This window comes from Sphingomonas sp. GC_Shp_6, assembly GCF_026540835.1.
Lineage (GTDB): Bacteria > Pseudomonadota > Alphaproteobacteria > Sphingomonadales > Sphingomonadaceae > Sphingomonas.
The window spans coordinates 1-19589 of the sequence record NZ_JALNUO010000020.1; the positions used below are offsets into that span (position 1 = coordinate 1).

A 19589-nucleotide genomic window follows, 5' to 3' on the forward strand; every position below is an offset into this window, starting at 1 on the left:
CTTGCCGTCGCTTTCCTTCGGGAGGGTGACGGCCCGCACCTGACGCGCTAGGGCGGCATCATGTCCAAACTTCCAGTCGTCGCGATCGTCGGCCGCCCCAATGTCGGCAAGTCGACGCTGTTCAATCGCCTCGTCGGCAAGAAGCTCGCGCTCGTCGACGATCGTCCCGGCGTCACACGCGACCGGCGTGAGGGCGACGCGCACCTGATCGGGCTCGATTTCCGCATCGTCGATACCGCGGGCTATGAGGATCACGACGCGCAGACATTGCCCGGCCGGATGCGTCAGCAGACCGAGGCGGCGGTGGCGCAGGCTGACGTCGCCCTGTTCATGGTCGATGCCCGTGCGGGGATCGTTCCGCTCGACGAAGAGATCGCTCGCTGGCTGCGCGCGTCCACCACGCCCGTGGTGCTGGCCGCCAACAAGGCAGAAGGAAGCGCCGGCGATCAGGGCGTGCTGGAGGCGCTGGCGCTGGGCTTCGGAGACCCGGTGCAGGTGTCCGCCGAACATGGCGAAGGCATGGGCGATCTGTTCGAGGCGCTGCTTCCGCTGCTCGATGCGGTCACCGCGGCGGACGACGTCGCCTCGGAGGATGAGGACGAGGTCTATGACGGTCCGTTGAAGCTCGCGATCGTCGGCCGCCCCAATGCGGGCAAGTCTACGCTCGTCAACCGCATGCTGGGCGAAGACCGGATGATTACCGGACCCGAGGCCGGGATCACGCGCGATTCGATCGCGGTCGACTGGCTGTGGGAACCGGCCGGGGGCGAGGCCCGCAAGGTGCGGCTGATCGACACCGCGGGCATGCGCAAGCGCGCCAAGGTGCAGGACAAGCTGGAGAAGATGTCGGTCGCCGACGCGCTCCACGCCGTCGATTTTGCCGAGGTGGTGGTGCTGCTGCTCGACGCCACGCTGGGGCTCGAGGGGCAGGATCTGCGCATCGCGGACCGGGTGCTGGAGGAGGGCCGTGCGCTCGTCATCGCGCTCAACAAATGGGATGTGGCCGAGAATGCGTCGTCGCTCTTCAACGGCGTGAAGCGTGCGCTGGAAGACGGGCTCAGCCAGGTGAAGGGGGTGAGCGTGATGACCGTCTCCGCCGCCACCGGCAAGGGCATCGACCAACTGATCCAGGCCTGTTTCGACGTGCGCGAAGCGTGGTCGCGGCGGGTGGGAACGGGCGAGCTGAACCGCTGGTTCGAACGCGCGATCGAGGCCAATCCGCCGCCCGCACCGGGCGGCAAGCGGGTCAAGCTGCGCTACGTGACGCAGGTGAAGACGCGGCCTCCAACCTTCGTCATCTTCGGTACGCGCGTCGATCAATTGCCCGCGAGCTACGAGCGCTATCTGGTCAATTCGATGCGCCGCGATTTGGGCTTCGGCGCGGTGCCCGTGCGGATCACGATGCGCGCGCCCAAGAATCCGTTCGATCAGGCGAAATAACCGGCGAAGTTCTCCGAAGAAACCTTGTGTTTACTTCGAGCCGCTAACCCGAGGTCTGTGCTTTGGGGCCAAAGGAGGTCCGATCGGGAGAAAGCCGTGTCGTTCGAGGGAAGCACCCTGGTGGATTGGGCGGCCTATGCGCACGCCCGTGCGGAGCTGGGCGGCGGCTTCGTCCGCATCCTGGGCTATTTTCGCGAGGACGGCGTAAAATCGGTCGCCGCGATCGAGGCGGCAATGCGCGCCCAATCCGCGGCGGCGATGGTGATCCCGGCGCACACGCTGAAGGGCGAGGCGCGGCAGTTCGGGGCCGAGCCGCTGGCGGCACTGGCCGAAGAGATCGAAGGCATCGCGCGCGATTGCGTCGAGCTGCACGACACGCCCGAGGATGCGCTGACGCCCGTCGCCCGGCTGCGTCCCCTGTTCGAGGAAACACTGGCGCTGCTGGAGCGCGAGGCCAATCCATTGGTGGCGCGTCGCCCAGCAGCGGGCGGCGGATTTGGCCGGCGGCCCACCGGCGGCTTCGGTCGGGCATAAAGCCCGGCCTGCTCCTTCAGCCCTTCAGATACGGCGCCGCGCCGGTCTTGGGCGAATCATGCTCCGAAATAGAGTTGAGCTGCACGTAATTGTGGATCCCCATTCGTGCGATCATCTCGAACTGCCGCTCGAGCGTATCGACATGCTCTTCCTCGCTCGCCAGGATCCGCGCGAACAGATCGCGGCTGACATAGTCCTTGACCTGCTCGCAATAGGCGATCGATTCCTTGAGTTGATCGACCGCTTCCATCTCCATCGCAAGATCGGATTTGAGCACTTCCTCGACCGTTTCGCCGATGCGCAGGCGACCAAGCAATTGAAAATTGGGCAAACCGTCGAGATAGAGAATACGCTCCGACAGCCAGTCGGCGTGCTTCATCTCGTCGATGGATTCCATCCGCTCATATTGGGCGAGCTTGTAGACGCCCCAATGATCGAGCATGCGGTAATGAAGCCAATATTGGTTGATCGCAGTCAGCTCGTTACGGAGCGCTTCGTTCAGATAGTCCAAGACCCGCGGGTCGCCCTTACCGGCCATGATGATCTCCCTTGGACTCTATGTAGTCCTCACGGGTAGACTTGGACAAGTCGGAATCTTGCGGGTTCAGGCCGCGTTTATTGTTGCAAACGCTACGCAGCCGCGCGTTCGGCATCGATGATCGCCCGCGTAAACGAGGCGCATTGGCCGCATTTGGGCTGGCGGCCGAGCGAACGAAACGTCTGACAGGGCGTCTGGCATCCCCCACGCGCGCACGCGCGGACATCGCTTTCCCGTATTGCATTGCAAACGCAGACAACCATGGCTGCTCCTTTTTCGAGATCAATATGCCGCTAATGCGAACAACTCGCAAGACCTATTGCGCCTAAGTCGCAGCAGCATCCTCATCTCATCGGATTTGCGCCACGCATCGGCTGCCAGGCGAGGCGAGCAAGGCTGCGCCATAGCCATTCGAGCGGGCCATAGCGGTATCGCGCTAGCCAGGGTCTGGATCCGGCCAGTATGACGACCCATGTCGCCACGACCGCGGCGTAGAGTTGCGCCCGGCCCAAGCGGTCGAACAGGCCGAGGCCATAGCCATAGAAGATGGTAGTGCAGACGAGCGTCGTGCCGAGATAATTGGTGAACGCCATCCGGCCGGCGGCGGCAAAGCGGCGCGTCCACCAACCGCCGGCTCGTGCAAGCGCCATCACCAGCGCGGCGTAGCCGAGCACCATCGGCACGTGGAGCGGCGTCGCCAGGGGGAGCGCGGCCAGGAACACCGCGCGCGGATCGAAGCCCCATGCCCGATCGAAAGCCGCCAGCGCGATCGATAGCGGCACCGTCATCGCCAGCAACGCCACCGCAATCCGCGCATAGGTGCGCCGCGTCCATGCGCCGCTAAGGAAGCCGCTGCGCAGCCCCGCCATGCCGAGCAGCATATAGCCGAGCGTTTCCATGCCGCCCGCGGGGAGAAAGGTGAAGGGATCGGTGTTGGTGCTCCACCGCCAGGCGAGCAACGTGCCGAAGCTGCCGCGCGCCGCCGCCACTTCGCGCGCGACCTCGGCCTCCGTGGGTCGGCCGAAAGGCGAGGCGAGCGCCTGCCAATCCGCTACGGCGTTCGGCGATGCATGCGCCGCAAACACCGCGGCATGGCGGCGGAACAGGTCGAGCGCGATGGCGGCGAACTCCAGCGTCTGCAGCGTGAATGCGGCGCCGGCCAGCAGCACCAGCCAGCGCACCCGAAGATGCCGGAACGCATAGGCGATGCAGCCGACGAGCGCATAATGCGTCAGGATGTCACCCCACCAGAAGAGATAGAGATGCACCAGCCCGAAGACGAAGAGCCACGCCATGCGCGCATAATGGACCTTCGCCGGATCGTCCCCCGCCGCCTCCGCACGGTCGATCACCAGCAGCATCGAGGCGCCGAACAGAAGCGTGAACAGCCCGCGCATCTTGCCTTCGACGAGCACGAAGGTGAGCGCCCAGGCGACGAGGTCGGCGCGGCTGGGGGCGCCGAGCGCGGCGGGCGAGAAATAGGCCGGTCCGGGCAGGCCGAAGGCCGCGATGTTCGCGGCGAGGATGCCGAGCACCGCGACGCCGCGAATGACATCGAGCGCGGCAATGCGCTGCGACAGGGGTAAGGGGCGTGCAGTCATACGAGCCACGCTCGCACAATGTGGCGGGGCACAACAGGGCGGCGGAGTCTTCTAGCGTTCGATGGCGTCATTTGCGCCGTTTGCCCCGACCTTGTCCAAGGGCCGGTGCCGCACGCGAAGGGGGGACTGGATCAACTACAGTCCATCATGGTGCCGCGTCGGCTGCCGGTCCTTCTCCAAACGGGAAGGACCGGCCTTCGAATCAACGGGGCAGAACGCGCGTCAGCGCGCGGGCGCCGGGGGCGGTGACGCGGCCGTCGAGCAGCGCATTGACGTTCACCGGGCGGCCATAATATTCCTTCACCCGGCCCTGATCGTAATCGACGCCCGTCGCGCCCACCGTGGCGCCGGCATAGGCGCCCTTGATGTTGGTCCAGAGCACCGCATCGCCCTTGAACGTCGAGCCTTGCGCCGCGTCGGAATAATTGATGACCGACACGCCGGCGCCGGCGTCCAGCGCGAACTTGCGGGGGCTGCGGAACGCGTCGACCGCCTTGCGATCCATCAGCAGATAGACGATCGCGCCACCGGCTGCGCCGATCTGCGCCCCGATGCTGAGGCCACCGGTGTTGAAGAACGCGGGCGAACTCCATCCGCCGGTGCGGTTGCGCGTCACGACGACGCCCGCACCGCCCTTACCGCCGATGATGAAGCCTGCACGGCCATATTCGGGAATGACGTAAAGGCCGACGGCGCGACCGATCAGCGGCGCGATCTTGCGATCCCGTTCCATCTCGACGACCACCGAGGCGGCCTTGTCGACCAGCTTCTGCGGGCCGTGCGCTTCGTCGCTCCGGGCGCTGTAATGGCGGGCCTGCGCGAGTGCGGCCGTAGGGGCGGCCATGCCGGCGAGCGCCCCGGCGCACAGGATCGCGGAGACGGTGGAACGGGTACTGGCCATGAGAGGCATCCTTTCGATCGGTTCGGCGACGACCCGGCACGGCTGGCCGTGCGGTTCGACAGGGGCTGAACACGACACCGGGCCCTGCGTTCCCGCCGCGCCTTCGAAGTTCGTGCACCAGGGCGCCGCCGCGCCGCGTCATGCCACGGCGGCGTCTGCTCCCATCAGTGCGGGGAAAAAGCCCTCATGCGCCGCGCGCAGTTTATCGAGCGTCAGGACGAAATCGCCGGCATCCAGTTCGAAGACGAGGCGGCTCGCGATCGTCCGCCCGATCGGCTGCGCCGCGATGCCGGCCGCATCCGCGCCGAGCAGGAAATCATAGAGCGCGTGATCCTCGATCGTTACGACATACAGCCCCTGATCTTCGGCGAACCAGGTGCCTGCGACGCCGCATTCGGCCGAGGTGTCGAGCATCGCGCCAATATCACCCGCCAGCGCCATCTCCGCCACCGCCACGGCGACTCCGCCATCGGACACATCGTGGCAGGCGGTGATCGCGCCGCTGGCGATGCCTTCGCGGATATAGTCGCCGGTGCGGCGCTCGGCCGCCAGGTCGATCGGCGGCGGCGGCCCGGCCTCGACGCCGTCGCGGCCATGGATCTCGCGCAACCAGAGCGACTGGCCGAGATGGCCGCGATGTTCGCCGACCAGCACGACGATGTCGCCGGTGCCCTTGAACGCGATCGTCGCGGTCTTGGTATAATCGGCGAGCAGGCCGATGCCGCCGATCGCCGGCGTGGGCAGGATCGCGGTGGCGCCGCCATCCTCGTCCTTTGTCTCGTTATACAGGCTGACATTGCCCGAGACGATCGGGAAGTCGAGCGCGCGGCATGCCTCACCCATGCCCTCGATACAGCCGACGAACTGCCCCATGATCTCGGGACGCTGCGGATTGCCGAAATTCATGCAGTCGGTGCTGGCGAGCGGCGTCGCACCCACCGCGGTCAGGTTGCGCCAGCATTCCGCAATCGCCTGTTTGCCGCCCTCATATGGGTCGGCGAAGCAGTAGCGCGGCGTGCAATCCGTGCTGATCGCCAGCCCCTTCTGCGTGCCGTGAACGCGCACCACCGCCGCGTCGCCGCCGGGCCGCTGCACCGTGTCCGCGCCGACCATGTGGTCATATTGCTCCCAGATCCAGCGCCGGCTGGCGATGTCGGGCGAGGCCATCAGCGCGAGCAGATCGGCGGCGGGGTCGGTACAGGCGGGCACGTTGCCCAGCGGGGCAGGGGGCATGGTCTTTACATGCGGGCGATCATATGCGGGCGCATCGTCGGCAAGCGGGCCGAGCGGGATGTCGCACACCGTCTCGCCCTTGTGGGTCAGCACCATGCGGCCGGTGTCGGTCACGCGGCCGATCACCGCGAAGTCCAGCTCCCATTTGCGGAAGATCGCCTCCGCTTCCGCCTCGCGGCCGGGTTTCAGCACCATGAGCATCCGCTCCTGGCTTTCGCTCAGCATCATCTCGTACGGCGTCATGCCCGTCTCGCGCTGCGGCACGTCGTCCATCACCAATTCGATGCCGACGCCGCCCTTCGACGCCATTTCGACCGACGAGGAGGTGAGCCCGGCCGCGCCCATGTCCTGGATGGCGACGATCACGTCGGTCGCCATCAGCTCGAGGCACGCCTCGATCAGCAGCTTTTCGGTGAAGGGATCGCCCACCTGAACCGTCGGGCGCTTCTCGTCGCTGTCCTCGTCGAAGCTGGCGGAGGCCATGGTCGCGCCGTGGATGCCGTCGCGGCCGGTCTTGCTGCCGACATAGACGATCGGATTGCCGATCCCGCTGGCGGCGGAGTAGAAGATCTTGTCGGTATCCGCGATCCCCACGGTCATCGCGTTGACGAGGATGTTCCCGTCATACGCCTTGTGGAAATTGACCTCGCCGCCGACGGTCGGCACGCCGACGCAATTGCCGTAGCCGCCGATGCCATGGACGACGCCGGCGATCAGATGGCGCATCTTGGGATGATCGGGCGCCCCAAAGCGCAATGCGTTCATGTTGGCGATCGGCCGCGCGCCCATCGTGAACACGTCGCGCAGGATCCCGCCCACGCCCGTTGCCGCGCCCTGATAAGGCTCGATATAGGAGGGATGGTTGTGGCTCTCCATCTTGAAGATCGCCGCCTGGCCGTCACCGATATCGACGACGCCGGCATTCTCGCCGGGGCCGCAGATCACATGCGGGCCGGCGGTCGGCAGCGTCTTCAGATGGATGCGCGAAGATTTGTAGCTGCAATGCTCGGACCACATGACCGAGAAGATGCCCAGCTCCACGAGGTTCGGCTCGCGGCCGAGCGCGTTGAGGACGCGGGCATATTCGTCGGGGGACAGGCCGTGTTCGGCGACGATCTGGGGCGTGATGGCGGTCATGCCGAGGCTTTAGCGGGGAGGCTCGGCTGCGTCACCCCGGCCATGATTTGGGATATGCGTTTTCAAAGGCGCGGATCGCTCTTGCCGGTCGATCGTTACACATCCGATCCGACACGCGGCATCCCGCCGCGTGGTCGTCGCGAGGAGGATGTCTTGATAGCAGCCCGATTTCACACCCGCGGCATCGTCGCGGGCATCGCATGCGCCCTGCTGTCCGTCGCGCCCGTGAGCGCACAATCGGTCGGGCATATCCTGTCGCAGCCCGCGCGCGACGTGGGATTGGCGAAGACGCGGATTCCGCCCTTGCTCGTGCGGACGAGCGAGGCGCCCTATTCGACCGCGGGAACGGGAAGCTGCGCGGCCATCGCAGAGTCGATCGCCGCGCTGACCCACGTCATCGGCCCCGATTTTTCCACTTCGCCGTCTACCAACAGGCAGAACATGGCGGAGATCGGCAGCAGCGCGATCGTCAACTCGCTGATCCCCTTCCGCGGCATCGTTCGCGAAGTGAGCGGTGCGAGCGCGGCGGAGCGGCGCAAGACCGCGGCGATCGATGCCGGTATCGCCCGGCGCGGCTTCCTTCGCGGGTTGCAGAGCGCGCGCCGCTGCCGGCGGTGATACCTAGACGTAGGGCGGTTGGGTGTATCCGGCCGGACTGAGCGTGAAGATCTCGCAGCCCTCCTCGGTGATGCCGATCGAATGTTCGAACTGCGCGCTGAGCGAGCGGTCGCGTGTCACTGCCGTCCAGCCGTCGTCGAGCAGCTTCACGTCGGGCCGGCCGGTGTTGATCATCGGCTCGATAGTGAAGATCATGCCGGGCTTCAGTTCGGGCCCGGTGCCGGGCTTGCCGACATGCACCACCTCGGGCGCATCGTGGAACAGGCGCCCGACGCCATGGCCGCAGAAATCGCGGACTACGCCGTAACGGTGTTTTTCGGCATGGCGCTGGATCGCATTCGCGACGTCGCCCATCCGGTTGCCGGGCTTTGCCTGCTCGATGCCGAGCATCAGGCATTCATAGGTGACTTCGACCAGCCGCCGGGCCTTGAGCGGGACGTCACCGATCAGGTACATCCGGCTCGAGTCGCCGTGCCACCCGTCCACGATCGGGGTGACGTCGAGATTGACGATATCGCCCGATTTCAGCGTCTTCTCGCTCGGGATGCCGTGGCAGACGACATGGTTGATCGAGATGCAGCTCGAATGCGTATAGCCCCGATAGCCGAGCGTCGCCGGCACGCCACCGCGCGCGAGGATGAAATCATAGACGATCCGGTCGATCTCGGCGGTCGTCACGCCCGGCACCATATGGGCCGCGATCATGTCGAGCGTCTCGGCGGCCAGCCGCCCGGCGCGGTGCATGCCGTCGAACGCGGCGCGGCCGTGAAGCTTGATCGCGCCGGTGCGGCCCTCGGGCGCGTCGGCGGAAACGGTCATGTAATCGGTCATGCGAACGATATAGCCCGCCCGGCTGGGCTTTGCGAGAGGAGAGGGCTAGGGTCCGCGCCATGGCACATGAACGCATCTGGACCGCCGCGCTGGTGGTGATCGGCGACGAGATCCTGTCGGGCCGCACGCAGGATCGCAACGTCGCGCAGATCGCCGCATGGCTGGGCGTGCAGGGCATCCGGCTGGCCGAGGTACGCGTCGTGGCGGACCGCACCGCCGCGATCGTCGAGGCGGTGAACACGCTGCGCGCGCGCAACGATTATCTGTTCACGACGGGCGGCATCGGCCCGACTCACGACGATATCACCGTCGATGCGATCGCCGAGGCGCTGGGCACCGGCGTCGTCCACCACCCGCAGGCGATGGCGGTGCTGGAGCGCTATTACGAAAGCCGCGGCGGCCTGACGGAGGCGCGGGCGCGGATGGCGCGTGTGCCGGAAGGCGCCACCTTGATCGACAATCGCGTCTCGGGCGCGCCCGGCATCCGCATCGGCAACATCTTCGTGATGGCGGGCGTGCCGCATATTACCGCGGGCATGCTCGACGCGCTGACCGGCACGCTTGAGGGCGGCCGTCCGGTCGTTTCGAAATCGATCGGCTGCTGGGTCGCGGAAAGCGAGGTCGCCGATCTGCTTCGCGAAACCGAGAAGCGCCATGATCGCGCGACGGAAGGCGGCGTGGCGATCGGAAGCTACCCTTTCTTCCGCGACGGCCGGACGGGCGCTAATTTCGTGGTGCGCAGCCCCGATGCGGCGGCGGTGGATGCCTGTCTCGCCGACCTGACCGAAGCGCTGGAGGCGGAAGGTCGCGTGGTGGTGCAGGGCGGGATCTGAAGCGCGCCGATCCGGACGGCGAAGGCCATCCGCACGGAATCAGGCTCTTACCCCATGCGTTCGCCCGCGCGGCACCCCATATGCCGTTCATGACCAATCTGACCGTCTGGCATGATGGCGGCTGCCCGCTCTGTCGCCGCGAGATCGCGTTGATGCGGCGGCTGGATCGGCGGGGCGCGATCCGCTTCGTGGATGCGACCACAGCACGGGCGTGCCCGCGCGATCGGGCGGCGTTGCTCGCGCGGTTTCACGCATGCGAGGATGGGCGGATGCTGCAAGGCGCGGCGGCGTTCGCGGCGATGTGGCGGGCGATCCCGCTGCTCCGGCCGCTGGGACTTGCGGCGCGGCGCCGCTGGGTGCTGGCGCTGCTCGAACGCCTCTACACGCTGTTCCTTCGCGTGCGGCCGCGGATCCAGCGGCTCGCCGGCGGGCGTGTGTCGTCGTGAGGCCGCGGCCTGATCCGGCGGGGCCGGGGCAGGAGAGCGTGTGGTCCTATCCCACGCCGGCACGCGCTGAGCCGAGCGCCGCCCATATCGTCATCGCCCATCGCGGCACGATCGTGGCGGACACGCGTGCGAGCATCCGGACGATCGAGACGAGCCATCCGCCCAGCTATTACCTCCCGCCCGAAGCGATCGTGCCCGGTTTGCTGCGCCGGGCCGGCGGCACGTCGTTCTGCGAGTGGAAGGGAAACGCGGTCTATTGGGATCTCGTGCTGGGCGACACCGTGCTGCCGGGGGTCGGCTGGAGCTATCCCGATCCGAGCCGCGCCTTCGCCGCGCTCCGCGACCATATCGCTTTCTATGCCGCGCCGTTCGATCGCTGCACCGTCGATGGTGCGGTCGTCGTGCCGCAACCCGGCGAATTCTACGGCGGATGGATCACGCCCGATCTCGCCGGCCCGTTCAAAGGCGTGCCCGGCAGCCGAGGATGGTGAGACGATGAGCGACGACGGCGATCCCGATCCCGGCCGCAACCGCGCGGTGCCGCGCGGACGGCTGTCGCGCTTCGGCCAGTTCGGCCGTCTGGCAGGCGGCGTGGCGGGGGGCATGCTCGCCGAAGGCGCGCGCCGGATCGCCGATGGCGAGCGGCCGCGGGTGCGCGACATGCTGCTCACTCCCGGCAATGTCGGGCGCGTTGCGGATCGGCTGTCGCACCTGCGCGGGGCGGCGATGAAGCTCGGGCAGATGATCTCAATGGATGCCGGCGACATGCTGCCGCCCGAGCTGGCGGACATCATGGCACGGCTGCGCGACCGGGCACACCATATGCCGCCCGCGCAATTGCAGCAGGTGCTGGCACGCGAATGGGGGATGGATTGGCGGCGGCGCTTCACGCGGTTCGACGCGACGCCGCTGGCCGCCGCGTCGATCGGGCAGGTGCACCGCGCGATTACGCGCGACGGCCGCAATCTGGCGATCAAGGTGCAATATCCGGGCGTGCGCGAGAGCATTGATGCCGATGTCGACAATGTCGCCACGCTGCTGCGCGTCTCCGGGCTGCTGCCGCGACGGATCGATATCGCGCCGCTGCTCGCCGAGGCCAAGCGGCAATTGGCGCAGGAAGCGGACTACGCCCGCGAGGGCGAGCAGATGACGCGGTTCGGCGCGCTGCTGGCCGACCGCCCGGCCTATGTCGTGCCCGTGCTCGACCGCGAGTTCACCACCGAACGCGTGTTGGCGATGAGCTATGTCGCGGGCGCTCCGATCGAATCGCTGGCGGAGGCACCTCAGGACGAGCGCGATCGGGCGATGCACGCGCTGATCGATCTGGTGCTGGGCGAATTGTTCGCCTTCGGGCTGATGCAGACCGATCCCAATTTCGGCAATTACCGCTACCAGCCCGAGAGCGGCCGGCTCGTCCTGCTCGATTTCGGCGCGGCGCGTGCCGTCGGCGCCGGCACGTCCGGGGCGTATCGGCGGCTGATCCGGGCGGGCCTAGCGGGCGACATCGGCGGCGTGCGCGACGCGGCGCTCGCGGCGGGGTTTCTGGGGCCGGAAGCGGTGGCGCGGCACGGGCCCGCGATCGACCGGATGATCGCGGTGATCGTCGGCGAACTCGGGCGGGCCGGGCCGTTCGATTTCGGCGACCGCGCCTTTGTCGGCTCGCTGCGCGAGGAGGGCGCGGCGATCGCCGCGGATCAGGCGACCTGGCACCTGCCGCCGATCGACCTGCTGTTCGTCCAGCGCAAGATCAGCGGCACCGCGCTGCTCGCCGCGCGGCTGAAGGCGCGGGTGGACGTGCGCGCGATGCTCGATGCCCGATTGCGGACGGACGCGGGCGAAACGCCGCGCCCCGCCGAGCCGCTTGCGCCGGCCGGGAGCGGCAGCTAGAGGTCTCGGCATCGCGGGTGTAGCTCAATGGCAGAGCAGAAGCTTCCCAAGCTTACGACGAGGGTTCGATTCCCTTCACCCGCTCCAGCGCAGAAATCAGCCATTTTTTCCCCCATTTTCGGAATAGTCAGAAGGTGCGTTTGCGGTGTCGGTGCGGTGAAAGGCACCGGGAACAAGTCCGCAGATGTCGTCGATGATCGATTCGGTGGCCGCCAACGCGAGCCCCAGATTGGCTGGATCCCTCAGCGCGTAGATGTCGCTGGTCGAAGCTCGGACGTGACCGAGCATGATCTCGCCCTGACGCCAGTTGGCCTCGCCGATGCGGCGACGTGCAATCGTCGAAACCGATCGACGGATCAGCTTCCAGCCCGCCTCGCCGCGATCGGCCGGCAGGCCGATCTCCGCTCGCATCGTGTCCCAGGCGCCGCGGATATTTGCGATCGGCAGGTAGCTTCCGCGGACGGCGGCCAGGTGCGGCAGGAATTGGCGAGGCACCGGGATGACGCCCCGGTACTTGCGCGTCTGGCGTCGGCCGCGAGGGTTAAGGTCGAGCGCGCCGGCGCTGGCGATATACTGGTCCGCGCGGAGATCCGCGATCTCCTCCGGTCGCGCCCAAGTCGCCACAGCCGCGCGCAGGTAGCGCAGGAGGTTGGCACGATAGCCGACATAGACGGCGCGCTCCTTCGCGCTACGCACCTTAGGGCCGGACGGATCGAGGCAGTAGCGGAACATTGATGCGAGCATCGCCACGTCGGCGCGATAGCGCGGAGACGCCGACACGTTCTTGGCCTGTTCGGCCTTGAAGCGCGCCTGCTGCCCTGGCGTCGCGTTGATGGCGGCCGCGAGCTGTCGAACGCATCCTTCGATATGGCCGATGGTGCGTTCACGGGTGAGGCCGCTCTTGGGCGCCACGATCGGGCGTCCCGCGAGCCACTTCCGGAAACCATCGACCCAGCGTTCGTCGATCGCCGCGACCGTCACGGTGAGGTCGGTGGCAGCCACATACTCCACGGCCAACGCGAGGCGTCCACGCGTGGCGCGGAACCCCTTCTTGTCCTCGCCCAGCAGCAGATAGTCGGTGATTGCTGCGGTGAGCAGCGGTGCGGCATTTCCATCGAACGGCCGCCCGCAACCCGGACAGATCGGCGAGCCCGCCGCCGCCAGATAGCGGCGGTCGACCTCTAACCGGGCGAGCCCGTCATCGCTCGTGCCCGCCGAAGCGCTTCGCTCGCGTCGGCTGGCTCGATCGTACCAGACGATTTCGAGGTTGGTCCGGTCGGGGCGGCGATAGAGCCGGAAGTCTCCTCGCTGGTAGATTGCCTTCGGGCGCGGCGTTCGGCGCATAATTCTCTCTGCTGCTTCGCCACGAAGGCGCGGAAGGTGTCGATGGCGCCCGAAGCGACGAACCATTCGAGGTCGGTCGGGCTGATCTGGAGGGTCTTCTCGGTCTCGATTTTGCGGGTCAGGCGTCGATCAAGGTCGAAGAGCGTGCCGGCGAGCCTAGCCATCGGCGATCCTCCCGGCGGTGCGGTGTGGCCGGCCAAGTGTCATGCGGCTTCCTTCAGGCGCTGGACGTCGTGCAGCTCGGCGATGCGCTCGCGGATCTGGACGGCGCTGGTGTAAGGTGAGGTCAGGCTATGCATGGCCATGATGCGGGCGCGCGCAGTTAGGATCGCGGCAGCTTCGGCCAGGCTAGGCACGCGCTGCGGCCAACCCTTTATATAGCGCAGGTTTGCGGGGAGCGAGGCTTCCAGCTCCCGGCGCTCGGCGCCGAACGCCTGCCCCCGTGCGAGGTCGGCGGCGAGGGATGCGGGCAGCAGTTCCGGCGCAATGTCGCCGAGCCAGCGATCGGGCTGGAAGCTGAAGGTGGAGGACGCCTCGCGATCGACTAGGTGGAGGAAGACGCCGCGGTTGCCCGGCGCGCGTGCCGCAATCGTGATGTCGTTGATCGAGGCGAGGACGCAGAAGGCGCAGCCGTGCCGCGTCGTGCCAAGGTCATAGCTTTCCGGCAGCGGTAGGGCGTGGCGCTCGCAATAGGCGTATACCTCGTCTTCGCGAACATCGACGCCGGGATGCCATGTGAGGATGTTGGCGCCGCGCTTGCGGGTGTAGCAGGAGGCCTCGCGCTTGGAGATCGGCGTCAGGCGGCGTTTGATGCTTTCCTCGCGGCGAAGGCCGACGACGGAGATGATCCGCTCTGTCGGGAAGCGGCGCAGCAGCTCGGGGAGGATGACGTGCGTCTTCATCTCCGCAGTGCAGAAGCGGTTGCTCGCAGAGGACCATGGGCCGGTCAGGTGGTACGTGAGGAGTTGCTCGTAGCGTCGGCATCCCAGCTCGAACCGGCGATCCCAGCGCGACAGCATATCGTGGCTGCGGTTGCGCACGACGATCAGCGGCGCACCAATGCTTTCCGCCGCGGCGCGCACGGTAGCCGGGGTCGACTGCCACTCGATGCGCCCGAGATCGGCATGGATCGCGAAACGCCGATCGCGCGGGTGGCCGAGCTGATCGAGCAGCCCGGCGGTCGCGTGGCTGATCGAGACGCTGTCTTTGCCGCCTGATAGGCTGAAGGCCACAGGCGCGCTGGCCGCGATCGCGGCGCGCACGTCATCGGATAAGCGCAGTTCTTCGAAGCCGGTGGTGAAGAGCGCGAGCTGGTGCCGCTCGTCGGGCGCGCGCCTCATCGACCAAGCTGCCATTCAAATCGATCGCCGCGGCGTGCCGAAGCATTCCCTTGGTGTTGGGCACACCTACCAGTGCAGAAATAACCCTCATGATAGTATGAGAGGCCGTCCCACACGGTCATTCGCGAGACGAAGCCGCCCGGCCCCTTCAATATCGAGACGACGTGCCGATCATTCGTATGTCGCGTACAATCTGCTCGGGTACGCAGATCAGCCACAACTTGAGCATGCCTCGAATAACCGTTCGATGATGAAGCCGACGATGGCCGAACATCGATATCGTGTGTCAATCGGGGGACGGGGCGTCCGCAAACGATGCACTGCATGGATGGTAGTTTCATGCGTCCATCCCGTCGATCGGCTGGCGCGGATCGACCGCGAGGGCGACGGCGAGCGGCTTTGTCCAGATTTCGCGGCTGGAGAGCATGAAGCTCTCGCCCATGCTGGCGAGCAGCAGCGTCTCCCCGATCGTCTCGGCCATGCCGCGTGCGGCGGCGCTGGGAACGGCGTTGCCGATCCACTCGCGCTTGACCTGATCCGATCCGCCTTCCAGGTCGAACACCTCGCCGGGATCGAACAGCGATTGCAGCGCCGCCAACTCAAGCGTGGTGAAAGGGCGGTGCCATGTGCCGTCGAGCGCGACGATGCGCGCGATCAGCCGGTCCGCCGGCGCGGGGAGCGCGGCGATCGGCGCGGCCGGCATCTCGCGCGGATCGGCGATCGACCAGTGGCCCCGATCGTATTTCGCATAGCCCGGCACGGTCCTGCTAGGTTCCGACCAGTCAAGGACGCCATAATGCCCCTGCGTCGAGTAGCCGGTACGACTCTCTGCGTTCAAACAGACCGGGCGCGGATCGGCGACCGCAGAGGCCCCGTTCTTGTTGCCGCCGATCACTGCCTTGGTGGCATGGTCCCAGCCTTCGACGCGCCAGCAACCGTGAAGCTTCGACGCATCCGGCCCGCCACGCGGATCTGCGACGGCGGTATCGCGGCTGGACGTAACCGCGACGGCCGGCTCATCGAACCGAGCAATCCGATAGACGTTCGAGTGAGCAACGCGGCCAAGGCGCGGATCAGCCACGGAGTTGGGGCCGCCGCCCGGCGCCGCCTGCGCCGTGACCGTGCCAGCGTGCTCCTGCCATGCGCGAACACCATACTGCGCGAAGCTCTGATTGGCCTGCTGTGGTCGAGGATCGGCGACGCTGTGCGGCCCGTTCGATGGGCGTGTTGCTCCCGCAACGACGCCGGTTGGCTGGTCCCACGCGCGGACTCCGAGCGAGCCATGGTGGCGACCATCCTCACGAGGGTCCGCAACGCTGTAGGCGCCGTTCGTGCATCCACTGCGGCCTGGAACTACACCTGATGGGCGGTCCCATCGACGCACCCCAAGCACGTCGGCCTGCCACGCGGCATCCGCCGGCCTTGGGTCGGCAACAGAGAACCGACCCTGCGCTGGTGAACGCTGACCTGTCAGCGTCGGCGCAGTTTCACCCCAGCCGAGCACGCCGAGCTGGTTATCGCGCAGCCCGCGGTCGGGAACGATGCCGAAATCGGCAAGCACACCATCCTCGACCCGCAGGCGGTTCAACGACCGCCAATCCTGCCCGGCCTCCACGAAGGCCAGGCGGACCCAAGTCTTCCACTGGAGCATCGGCACGCGGTGCATCGGCCCGGCGGCCTCGGCCCCAGGCAGCGGCAATTGCCCGATGACCTCGCCCACGCCGCGCAGGCGCGACCTCTTGGGCTGGTAGAGGAAAGGCGGCACCTTTTCCGAATGGCGCGCAACAAGGAGGAAGCGCTTGCGGCTCTGCGCGAGGCCGCCGATCTCGCCGCAATCGTGCGTGGTCTCGGCGAAGACGTAGCCATAGGCGCGGAGCAAGCTCTTGATCTGCTCGAGCAAGGCTCGGCCGCGCGTGGCGATGCGCGGGACATTCTCGAAGAGGATGACCGCGATCGGATCGTTCTTGTAGGCTTCGAGGGTGAGCCAGATCCCGCGGAGCGTCAGGCGGTTCAGTGCCTGATATTTGGCGGTGCCGCTCGCCGCAGCCGACAGCAGCCCCGAAAAACCCTTGCAGGGCGCCGACAGGAACATGACGTCCAGCTTCGGGCCGAAGGTAGCGGATATGTCCGCTGGCACGGCTTCGCGCCAGCCCGCGTGCGGCGCGCGGCCGAAGAACGCGGTGTATTGTTCGACGTCAAACAGATCCATGACCGTGCCGCGGGTGCCGGTGATCCGCTCGAAATTGCGGATCGCGCCAGCGTCGACATCGATCCCGCCTGCGCATTCGAAGCGTGCGGCAACGTGGCCGATGCGCGGGTTCGCATCGTTGAAGCCCTTGGCGCCCGCGCCGACGCCGCAGAACATATGAGCGACGCGGAAGACGCGCTCGGTGGTGGTGCGCTGGAGCATCAGCCTTCGACCTTGACGCTGAAGGGATGGACAATGATCGCATGTCGATCGCCGTCGAGGACGACGTGCGCGTAGGCGGTCGAAGGGCGGCCCGGATGGATGACCGTGCCGGCTCGACCTTCCAGATCTCGGCCTTCGCCGGTGATCGTCACGCGTATTCCGTGGTGCAGATCGCGATCGTAGTTGCGCCGGACATATTCGTACGGGTCCCCTGGCGGGGTTGCATCGATGCGCTTCGCTTTCGCCATCCCAAGCCACTGGCGGAACGTCAGGTCCCAGATATCCGACAGATCGAGGTAGGCGCCGTACATCGCCGCGCTTCGCGATCGTGCCGCCAGCACCCGCGCTCCGCCTTCAAAGCTCACCTCGAACAAGGGCCATGGCGCGCTCATTCGACCATGCCCCACGCATCGTCGCAGTCGTCGCAAAGATCGTCGCCGAGGCTCGCGACGGGATCACCGCAGCAGCGACAGGCAACGATATCGACCGGCCGCCACGCGAGGACATTGTGCCATGCGACGCTGCTGGCGTACCGACATGGCTGCAGCTCGGCCTGAAGCGTGACGGTCTCGACGCGGAGCTGGCCGTCACAATCGGGGGTGGCAAATGGATCGACCCGTCGAAACGCTCGCGCATCCAGATAGGTTTGGAGCGGCCACACGATGCCATCGGCCTGGATCATGAGGATCGTCATGCCGGCACCTGCTGTTCGAAGATGCGCTGCTCGACCCAGCTCCGACGATGGGTCGGCTGCTCGAAGCGGGTGGCGATGCCGATCTCACGACGCCAACGGCTCAACACCGCGTTGGTGCAGCCGTAATGGGCCTCTGCCTGCGCAACAGACATCCGGCTGAGCACGTCGCGCAAATCTGCCGGCCGTGCGCGTCGGCGATGCGCCTTGCCAGGCTGCGCCACCGGCTTCTCACGCCGCCAGCGCGCCATGACCTTCGGCGAGACCGCATAATGGACGCGAAGCCATTCCGAGGTGCGCCCCGGCGCGACGAGGCCCCAATCGGTTGGCAAGGGGCGGTGCGCCCGCCGGACCGGCTTGAAGCCACGCTGCCGCAGCGCGTAGATCGTCGAGGTGCTTGCGCCCGTTAGTTCCGCGATCGTGCGATCGTCGTGAACACGCGCCAGCCGTTCGATCCGGGCGCACTGCTCAGCGGTAAGGAAGGTGCCGGGCATCACCGCATCCCCAGCGCTTGCATGTAGACTTCAAGGATCGCTTCCTCTTCCTGGAACTCCTCACGCTTCTTTTTCCTGATCGCGAGCAGGCGACGGATCGCTTTGGGGTCGTACCCACGGCCCTTTGCCTCAGCGAAAACATCCTTGATGTCGTCGCTGATTCCCTTTTTCTCTTCCTCCAGCCGCTCGGCCCGCTCGATCAGGAGACGCAGCTCATCCGCGGCGACATGGCCGCCATTGAGCTGCTGTTCGGTGTGGTTGCTCGGTTCGGTCATCATCGGGCCTCGTTGGTGCGAAAGAGAATGCTGTGAGCGCCAGTGGCGCATCCGGTAGAGAGTGGCTCGACCGGCTGTTGCCGGCATCGCGGCGGGTCAGAACATCGGTGGCGGACGGCGTGGGACGGGCAGCAGATCGCTTGCGAGGGCGAGCACGGCGAAGCCGGCGTCGAAGCGGATCGTCGCGTGCGTACGGCGCACCGCCAGCACGTCGCATTGCTTGCCACGCAGTTGCCCCGCGCCCTGGTAAAGCGCGCGATCACCGGCAGCGACGCTGGCCGCTTCCATGTCACCGGTGCACCGATGCCATCGGCAGGCGAGCGGGATCGGGATGGCCGCAGGCGAGCCGCGCGATCCGCCGCCACTGCGGCAGGACGGAACCGACGATCGTCACGGTTGCGGTGACGCCTGCGCCGGTGAGCAGCGCAGCGCCGATCGTGTGGAGGATCGGGGCAACCATCAGCGGTTGACCAGCCGGGCAGCCAAGATGGCGACCATGATCGGCGCCGCGCAAATCAATACGAGCGCGACGAGCGCGACACGCGCGAGCCGGGCGGCACCGGGAGCCGTGCTGGCGGGCGCCTTCACTGGGCGCGTTCCAGCGCCGCGCCGATGCAGCGCGTGCAGGATGCGTCGGTCGACCAGGCACAAGGCTCGCCGCCCTCATCGCGCGCGTCCCAATCGCTGCAGCCGCAGGAGCGACAGATCCGCGGATGCCGATCGGCCGGTTCGTCCGCGAGTTGGTAATACACGTCCACGTCGAAGGCGAAGACGGTGCGCAGCCGTTCCAGCGACGCGCGGTAGCGCGCTCTCGCGCCTGGCGTTTCCAGCACGGAGATCAGATCAAGCGCCGGCCAGACCTCTGCCGACGTGCGCGCCATCATCGCTGCGGTTTCGCGGATCGTCAAGCCTGCAGCTTCGCGGCAGAGGCGGAGGTACGCGGCCGGGGTAAGCGGTGGCAAAGCTATGCCAGGCACGATCTCGCGCCGGGCAGCGGCGAACGTGCGGGGAAAAACGTGCATCATGGAGTGGACCT

Annotated in this window: 24 protein-coding genes and 1 tRNA gene; 8 read left to right on the top strand and 17 right to left on the bottom strand. The window is 67.0% G+C overall.

Features of this window, described 5'->3' with window-relative positions:
- Positions 1-60 precede the first annotated feature (60 nt).
- Both der and OXQ95_RS16430 read left to right on the top strand, forming a co-directional pair.
- Positions 61-1440 carry a ribosome biogenesis GTPase Der gene (gene der, locus OXQ95_RS16425; RefSeq protein WP_267382569.1) on the top strand — a complete coding sequence of 460 codons (1380 nt, stop codon included), beginning with the start codon at positions 61-63 and terminating at the stop codon, positions 1438-1440.
- Between the two features lie 96 nt (positions 1441-1536).
- Complete coding sequence (locus tag OXQ95_RS16430; protein ID WP_242096251.1) at positions 1537-1974, top strand: Hpt domain-containing protein; 438 nt, start codon at positions 1537-1539, stop codon at positions 1972-1974.
- A gap of 16 nt (positions 1975-1990) precedes the next feature.
- Here OXQ95_RS16430 and bfr read toward each other — a convergent pair whose 3' ends face one another.
- From bfr to purL, 5 genes are all read right to left on the bottom strand, one after another.
- Positions 1991-2512 (bottom strand): bacterioferritin, encoded by a 522-nt coding sequence (gene bfr / locus OXQ95_RS16435; protein WP_242096252.1) that lies wholly within the window; start codon positions 2510-2512, stop codon positions 1991-1993.
- A gap of 92 nt (positions 2513-2604) precedes the next feature.
- On the bottom strand, positions 2605-2775 hold the full coding sequence (locus tag OXQ95_RS16440; protein WP_242096253.1) for a (2Fe-2S)-binding protein: 171 nt from the start codon (positions 2773-2775) through the stop codon (positions 2605-2607).
- Between the two features lie 81 nt (positions 2776-2856).
- Complete coding sequence (locus OXQ95_RS16445) at positions 2857-4113, bottom strand: DUF418 domain-containing protein (RefSeq protein WP_267382571.1); 1257 nt, start codon at positions 4111-4113, stop codon at positions 2857-2859.
- A gap of 202 nt (positions 4114-4315) precedes the next feature.
- Positions 4316-5014, bottom strand: a complete 699-nt coding sequence (locus tag OXQ95_RS16450; RefSeq protein ID WP_242096255.1) for a lipid-binding SYLF domain-containing protein — start codon at positions 5012-5014, stop codon at positions 4316-4318.
- Between the two features lie 138 nt (positions 5015-5152).
- Positions 5153-7384 carry a phosphoribosylformylglycinamidine synthase subunit PurL gene (purL, locus tag OXQ95_RS16455; protein WP_267382572.1) on the bottom strand — a complete coding sequence of 744 codons (2232 nt, stop codon included), beginning with the start codon at positions 7382-7384 and terminating at the stop codon, positions 5153-5155.
- Between the two features lie 153 nt (positions 7385-7537).
- Between purL and OXQ95_RS16460 the strand changes: the two genes are divergently transcribed.
- On the top strand, positions 7538-8002 hold the full coding sequence (locus OXQ95_RS16460; RefSeq protein ID WP_267382573.1) for a hypothetical protein: 465 nt from the start codon (positions 7538-7540) through the stop codon (positions 8000-8002).
- A 3-nt stretch (positions 8003-8005) separates the two neighbouring features.
- Here OXQ95_RS16460 and map read toward each other — a convergent pair whose 3' ends face one another.
- Positions 8006-8833: a type I methionyl aminopeptidase gene (gene map / locus OXQ95_RS16465; RefSeq protein WP_242096258.1), complete on the bottom strand. Its 828-nt coding sequence runs from the start codon at positions 8831-8833 to the stop codon at positions 8006-8008.
- A gap of 59 nt (positions 8834-8892) precedes the next feature.
- Between map and OXQ95_RS16470 the strand changes: the two genes are divergently transcribed.
- The 5 genes from OXQ95_RS16470 (at position 8893) to OXQ95_RS16490 (ending at position 12086) form a co-directional block, all read left to right on the top strand.
- Positions 8893-9666, top strand: a complete 774-nt coding sequence (locus OXQ95_RS16470; protein WP_267382574.1) for a molybdopterin-binding protein — start codon at positions 8893-8895, stop codon at positions 9664-9666.
- An 89-nt stretch (positions 9667-9755) separates the two neighbouring features.
- Positions 9756-10112 carry a DUF393 domain-containing protein gene (locus OXQ95_RS16475; protein WP_242096260.1) on the top strand — a complete coding sequence of 119 codons (357 nt, stop codon included), beginning with the start codon at positions 9756-9758 and terminating at the stop codon, positions 10110-10112.
- Positions 10109-10603 (top strand): DUF427 domain-containing protein, encoded by a 495-nt coding sequence (locus tag OXQ95_RS16480; protein ID WP_267382575.1) that lies wholly within the window; start codon positions 10109-10111, stop codon positions 10601-10603. The genes OXQ95_RS16475 and OXQ95_RS16480 overlap by 4 nt, the downstream gene beginning before the upstream one ends.
- A 4-nt stretch (positions 10604-10607) precedes the next feature.
- Positions 10608-11999 (top strand): AarF/ABC1/UbiB kinase family protein, encoded by a 1392-nt coding sequence (locus tag OXQ95_RS16485; protein WP_267382576.1) that lies wholly within the window; start codon positions 10608-10610, stop codon positions 11997-11999.
- Between the two features lie 13 nt (positions 12000-12012).
- Positions 12013-12086, top strand: a tRNA-Gly gene (locus tag OXQ95_RS16490).
- 9 nt (positions 12087-12095) lie between these two features.
- On the opposite strand, the gene OXQ95_RS16495 is transcribed toward OXQ95_RS16490, so the two are convergent.
- From OXQ95_RS16495 to OXQ95_RS16545, 11 genes are all read right to left on the bottom strand, one after another.
- Entirely contained in the window at positions 12096-13343 is a 1248-nt protein-coding gene (locus OXQ95_RS16495; RefSeq protein WP_267382577.1) for a hypothetical protein, read from the bottom strand.
- A 203-nt stretch (positions 13344-13546) separates the two neighbouring features.
- Positions 13547-14605 (bottom strand): phosphoadenosine phosphosulfate reductase family protein, encoded by a 1059-nt coding sequence (locus OXQ95_RS16500; RefSeq protein ID WP_267382578.1) that lies wholly within the window; start codon positions 14603-14605, stop codon positions 13547-13549.
- Positions 14606-15020: 415 nt separating this feature from the next.
- Positions 15021-17093, bottom strand: a complete 2073-nt coding sequence (locus OXQ95_RS16505; protein WP_267382579.1) for a DNA cytosine methyltransferase — start codon at positions 17091-17093, stop codon at positions 15021-15023.
- Positions 17093-17485: a hypothetical protein gene (locus OXQ95_RS16510; RefSeq protein WP_267382580.1), complete on the bottom strand. Its 393-nt coding sequence runs from the start codon at positions 17483-17485 to the stop codon at positions 17093-17095. The genes OXQ95_RS16505 and OXQ95_RS16510 overlap by 1 nt, the downstream gene beginning before the upstream one ends.
- Positions 17482-17787 carry a hypothetical protein gene (locus OXQ95_RS16515; protein WP_267382581.1) on the bottom strand — a complete coding sequence of 102 codons (306 nt, stop codon included), beginning with the start codon at positions 17785-17787 and terminating at the stop codon, positions 17482-17484. Before OXQ95_RS16515 ends, OXQ95_RS16510 begins: the two co-directional genes overlap by 4 nt.
- Complete coding sequence (locus OXQ95_RS16520) at positions 17784-18278, bottom strand: hypothetical protein (RefSeq protein ID WP_267382582.1); 495 nt, start codon at positions 18276-18278, stop codon at positions 17784-17786. The genes OXQ95_RS16515 and OXQ95_RS16520 overlap by 4 nt, the downstream gene beginning before the upstream one ends.
- On the bottom strand, positions 18278-18553 hold the full coding sequence (locus tag OXQ95_RS16525; RefSeq protein ID WP_267382633.1) for a DUF2312 domain-containing protein: 276 nt from the start codon (positions 18551-18553) through the stop codon (positions 18278-18280). The genes OXQ95_RS16520 and OXQ95_RS16525 overlap by 1 nt, the downstream gene beginning before the upstream one ends.
- Positions 18554-18649: 96 nt before the next feature.
- Positions 18650-18841 carry a hypothetical protein gene (locus OXQ95_RS16530; RefSeq protein WP_267382583.1) on the bottom strand — a complete coding sequence of 64 codons (192 nt, stop codon included), beginning with the start codon at positions 18839-18841 and terminating at the stop codon, positions 18650-18652.
- Between the two features lies 1 nt (position 18842).
- Complete coding sequence (locus tag OXQ95_RS16535) at positions 18843-19013, bottom strand: hypothetical protein (protein WP_267382584.1); 171 nt, start codon at positions 19011-19013, stop codon at positions 18843-18845.
- On the bottom strand, positions 19013-19141 hold the full coding sequence (locus tag OXQ95_RS16540) for a hypothetical protein (RefSeq protein ID WP_267382585.1): 129 nt from the start codon (positions 19139-19141) through the stop codon (positions 19013-19015). The genes OXQ95_RS16535 and OXQ95_RS16540 overlap by 1 nt, the downstream gene beginning before the upstream one ends.
- Positions 19138-19578, bottom strand: coding sequence for a hypothetical protein (locus tag OXQ95_RS16545; protein ID WP_267382586.1), 441 nt, complete (start codon positions 19576-19578; stop codon positions 19138-19140). The genes OXQ95_RS16540 and OXQ95_RS16545 overlap by 4 nt, the downstream gene beginning before the upstream one ends.
- Positions 19579-19589: the final 11 nt, after the last annotated feature.

Excerpts from the sequence above, each read along its gene's own strand:
- OXQ95_RS16510 (WP_267382580.1), bottom strand. The coding sequence starts at position 17,485 with ATGAGCGCGCCATGGCCCTTGTTCGAGGTGAGCTTTGAAGGCGGAGCG.
- OXQ95_RS16525 (WP_267382633.1), bottom strand. The coding sequence starts at position 18,553 with ATGACCGAACCGAGCAACCACACCGAACAGCAGCTCAATGGCGGCCAT.
- OXQ95_RS16520 (WP_267382582.1), bottom strand. The coding sequence starts at position 18,278 with ATGCCCGGCACCTTCCTTACCGCTGAGCAGTGCGCCCGGATCGAACGG.
- purL (WP_267382572.1), bottom strand. The coding sequence starts at position 7,384 with ATGACCGCCATCACGCCCCAGATCGTCGCCGAACACGGCCTGTCCCCC.
- der (WP_267382569.1), top strand. The coding sequence starts at position 61 with ATGTCCAAACTTCCAGTCGTCGCGATCGTCGGCCGCCCCAATGTCGGC.
- OXQ95_RS16470 (WP_267382574.1), top strand. The coding sequence starts at position 8,893 with ATGGCACATGAACGCATCTGGACCGCCGCGCTGGTGGTGATCGGCGAC.
- OXQ95_RS16535 (WP_267382584.1), bottom strand. The coding sequence starts at position 19,013 with ATGGTTGCCCCGATCCTCCACACGATCGGCGCTGCGCTGCTCACCGGC.
- OXQ95_RS16445 (WP_267382571.1), bottom strand. The coding sequence starts at position 4,113 with ATGACTGCACGCCCCTTACCCCTGTCGCAGCGCATTGCCGCGCTCGAT.
- OXQ95_RS16515 (WP_267382581.1), bottom strand. The coding sequence starts at position 17,787 with ATGACGATCCTCATGATCCAGGCCGATGGCATCGTGTGGCCGCTCCAA.
- OXQ95_RS16505 (WP_267382579.1), bottom strand. The coding sequence starts at position 17,093 with ATGCTCCAGCGCACCACCACCGAGCGCGTCTTCCGCGTCGCTCATATG.
- OXQ95_RS16530 (WP_267382583.1), bottom strand. The coding sequence starts at position 18,841 with ATGGAAGCGGCCAGCGTCGCTGCCGGTGATCGCGCGCTTTACCAGGGC.
- bfr (WP_242096252.1), bottom strand. The coding sequence starts at position 2,512 with ATGGCCGGTAAGGGCGACCCGCGGGTCTTGGACTATCTGAACGAAGCG.
- OXQ95_RS16475 (WP_242096260.1), top strand. The coding sequence starts at position 9,756 with ATGACCAATCTGACCGTCTGGCATGATGGCGGCTGCCCGCTCTGTCGC.
- OXQ95_RS16440 (WP_242096253.1), bottom strand. The coding sequence starts at position 2,775 with ATGGTTGTCTGCGTTTGCAATGCAATACGGGAAAGCGATGTCCGCGCG.
- OXQ95_RS16450 (WP_242096255.1), bottom strand. The coding sequence starts at position 5,014 with ATGGCCAGTACCCGTTCCACCGTCTCCGCGATCCTGTGCGCCGGGGCG.
- map (WP_242096258.1), bottom strand. The coding sequence starts at position 8,833 with ATGACCGATTACATGACCGTTTCCGCCGACGCGCCCGAGGGCCGCACC.
- OXQ95_RS16485 (WP_267382576.1), top strand. The coding sequence starts at position 10,608 with ATGAGCGACGACGGCGATCCCGATCCCGGCCGCAACCGCGCGGTGCCG.
- OXQ95_RS16545 (WP_267382586.1), bottom strand. The coding sequence starts at position 19,578 with ATGATGCACGTTTTTCCCCGCACGTTCGCCGCTGCCCGGCGCGAGATC.
- OXQ95_RS16495 (WP_267382577.1), bottom strand. The coding sequence starts at position 13,343 with ATGCGCCGAACGCCGCGCCCGAAGGCAATCTACCAGCGAGGAGACTTC.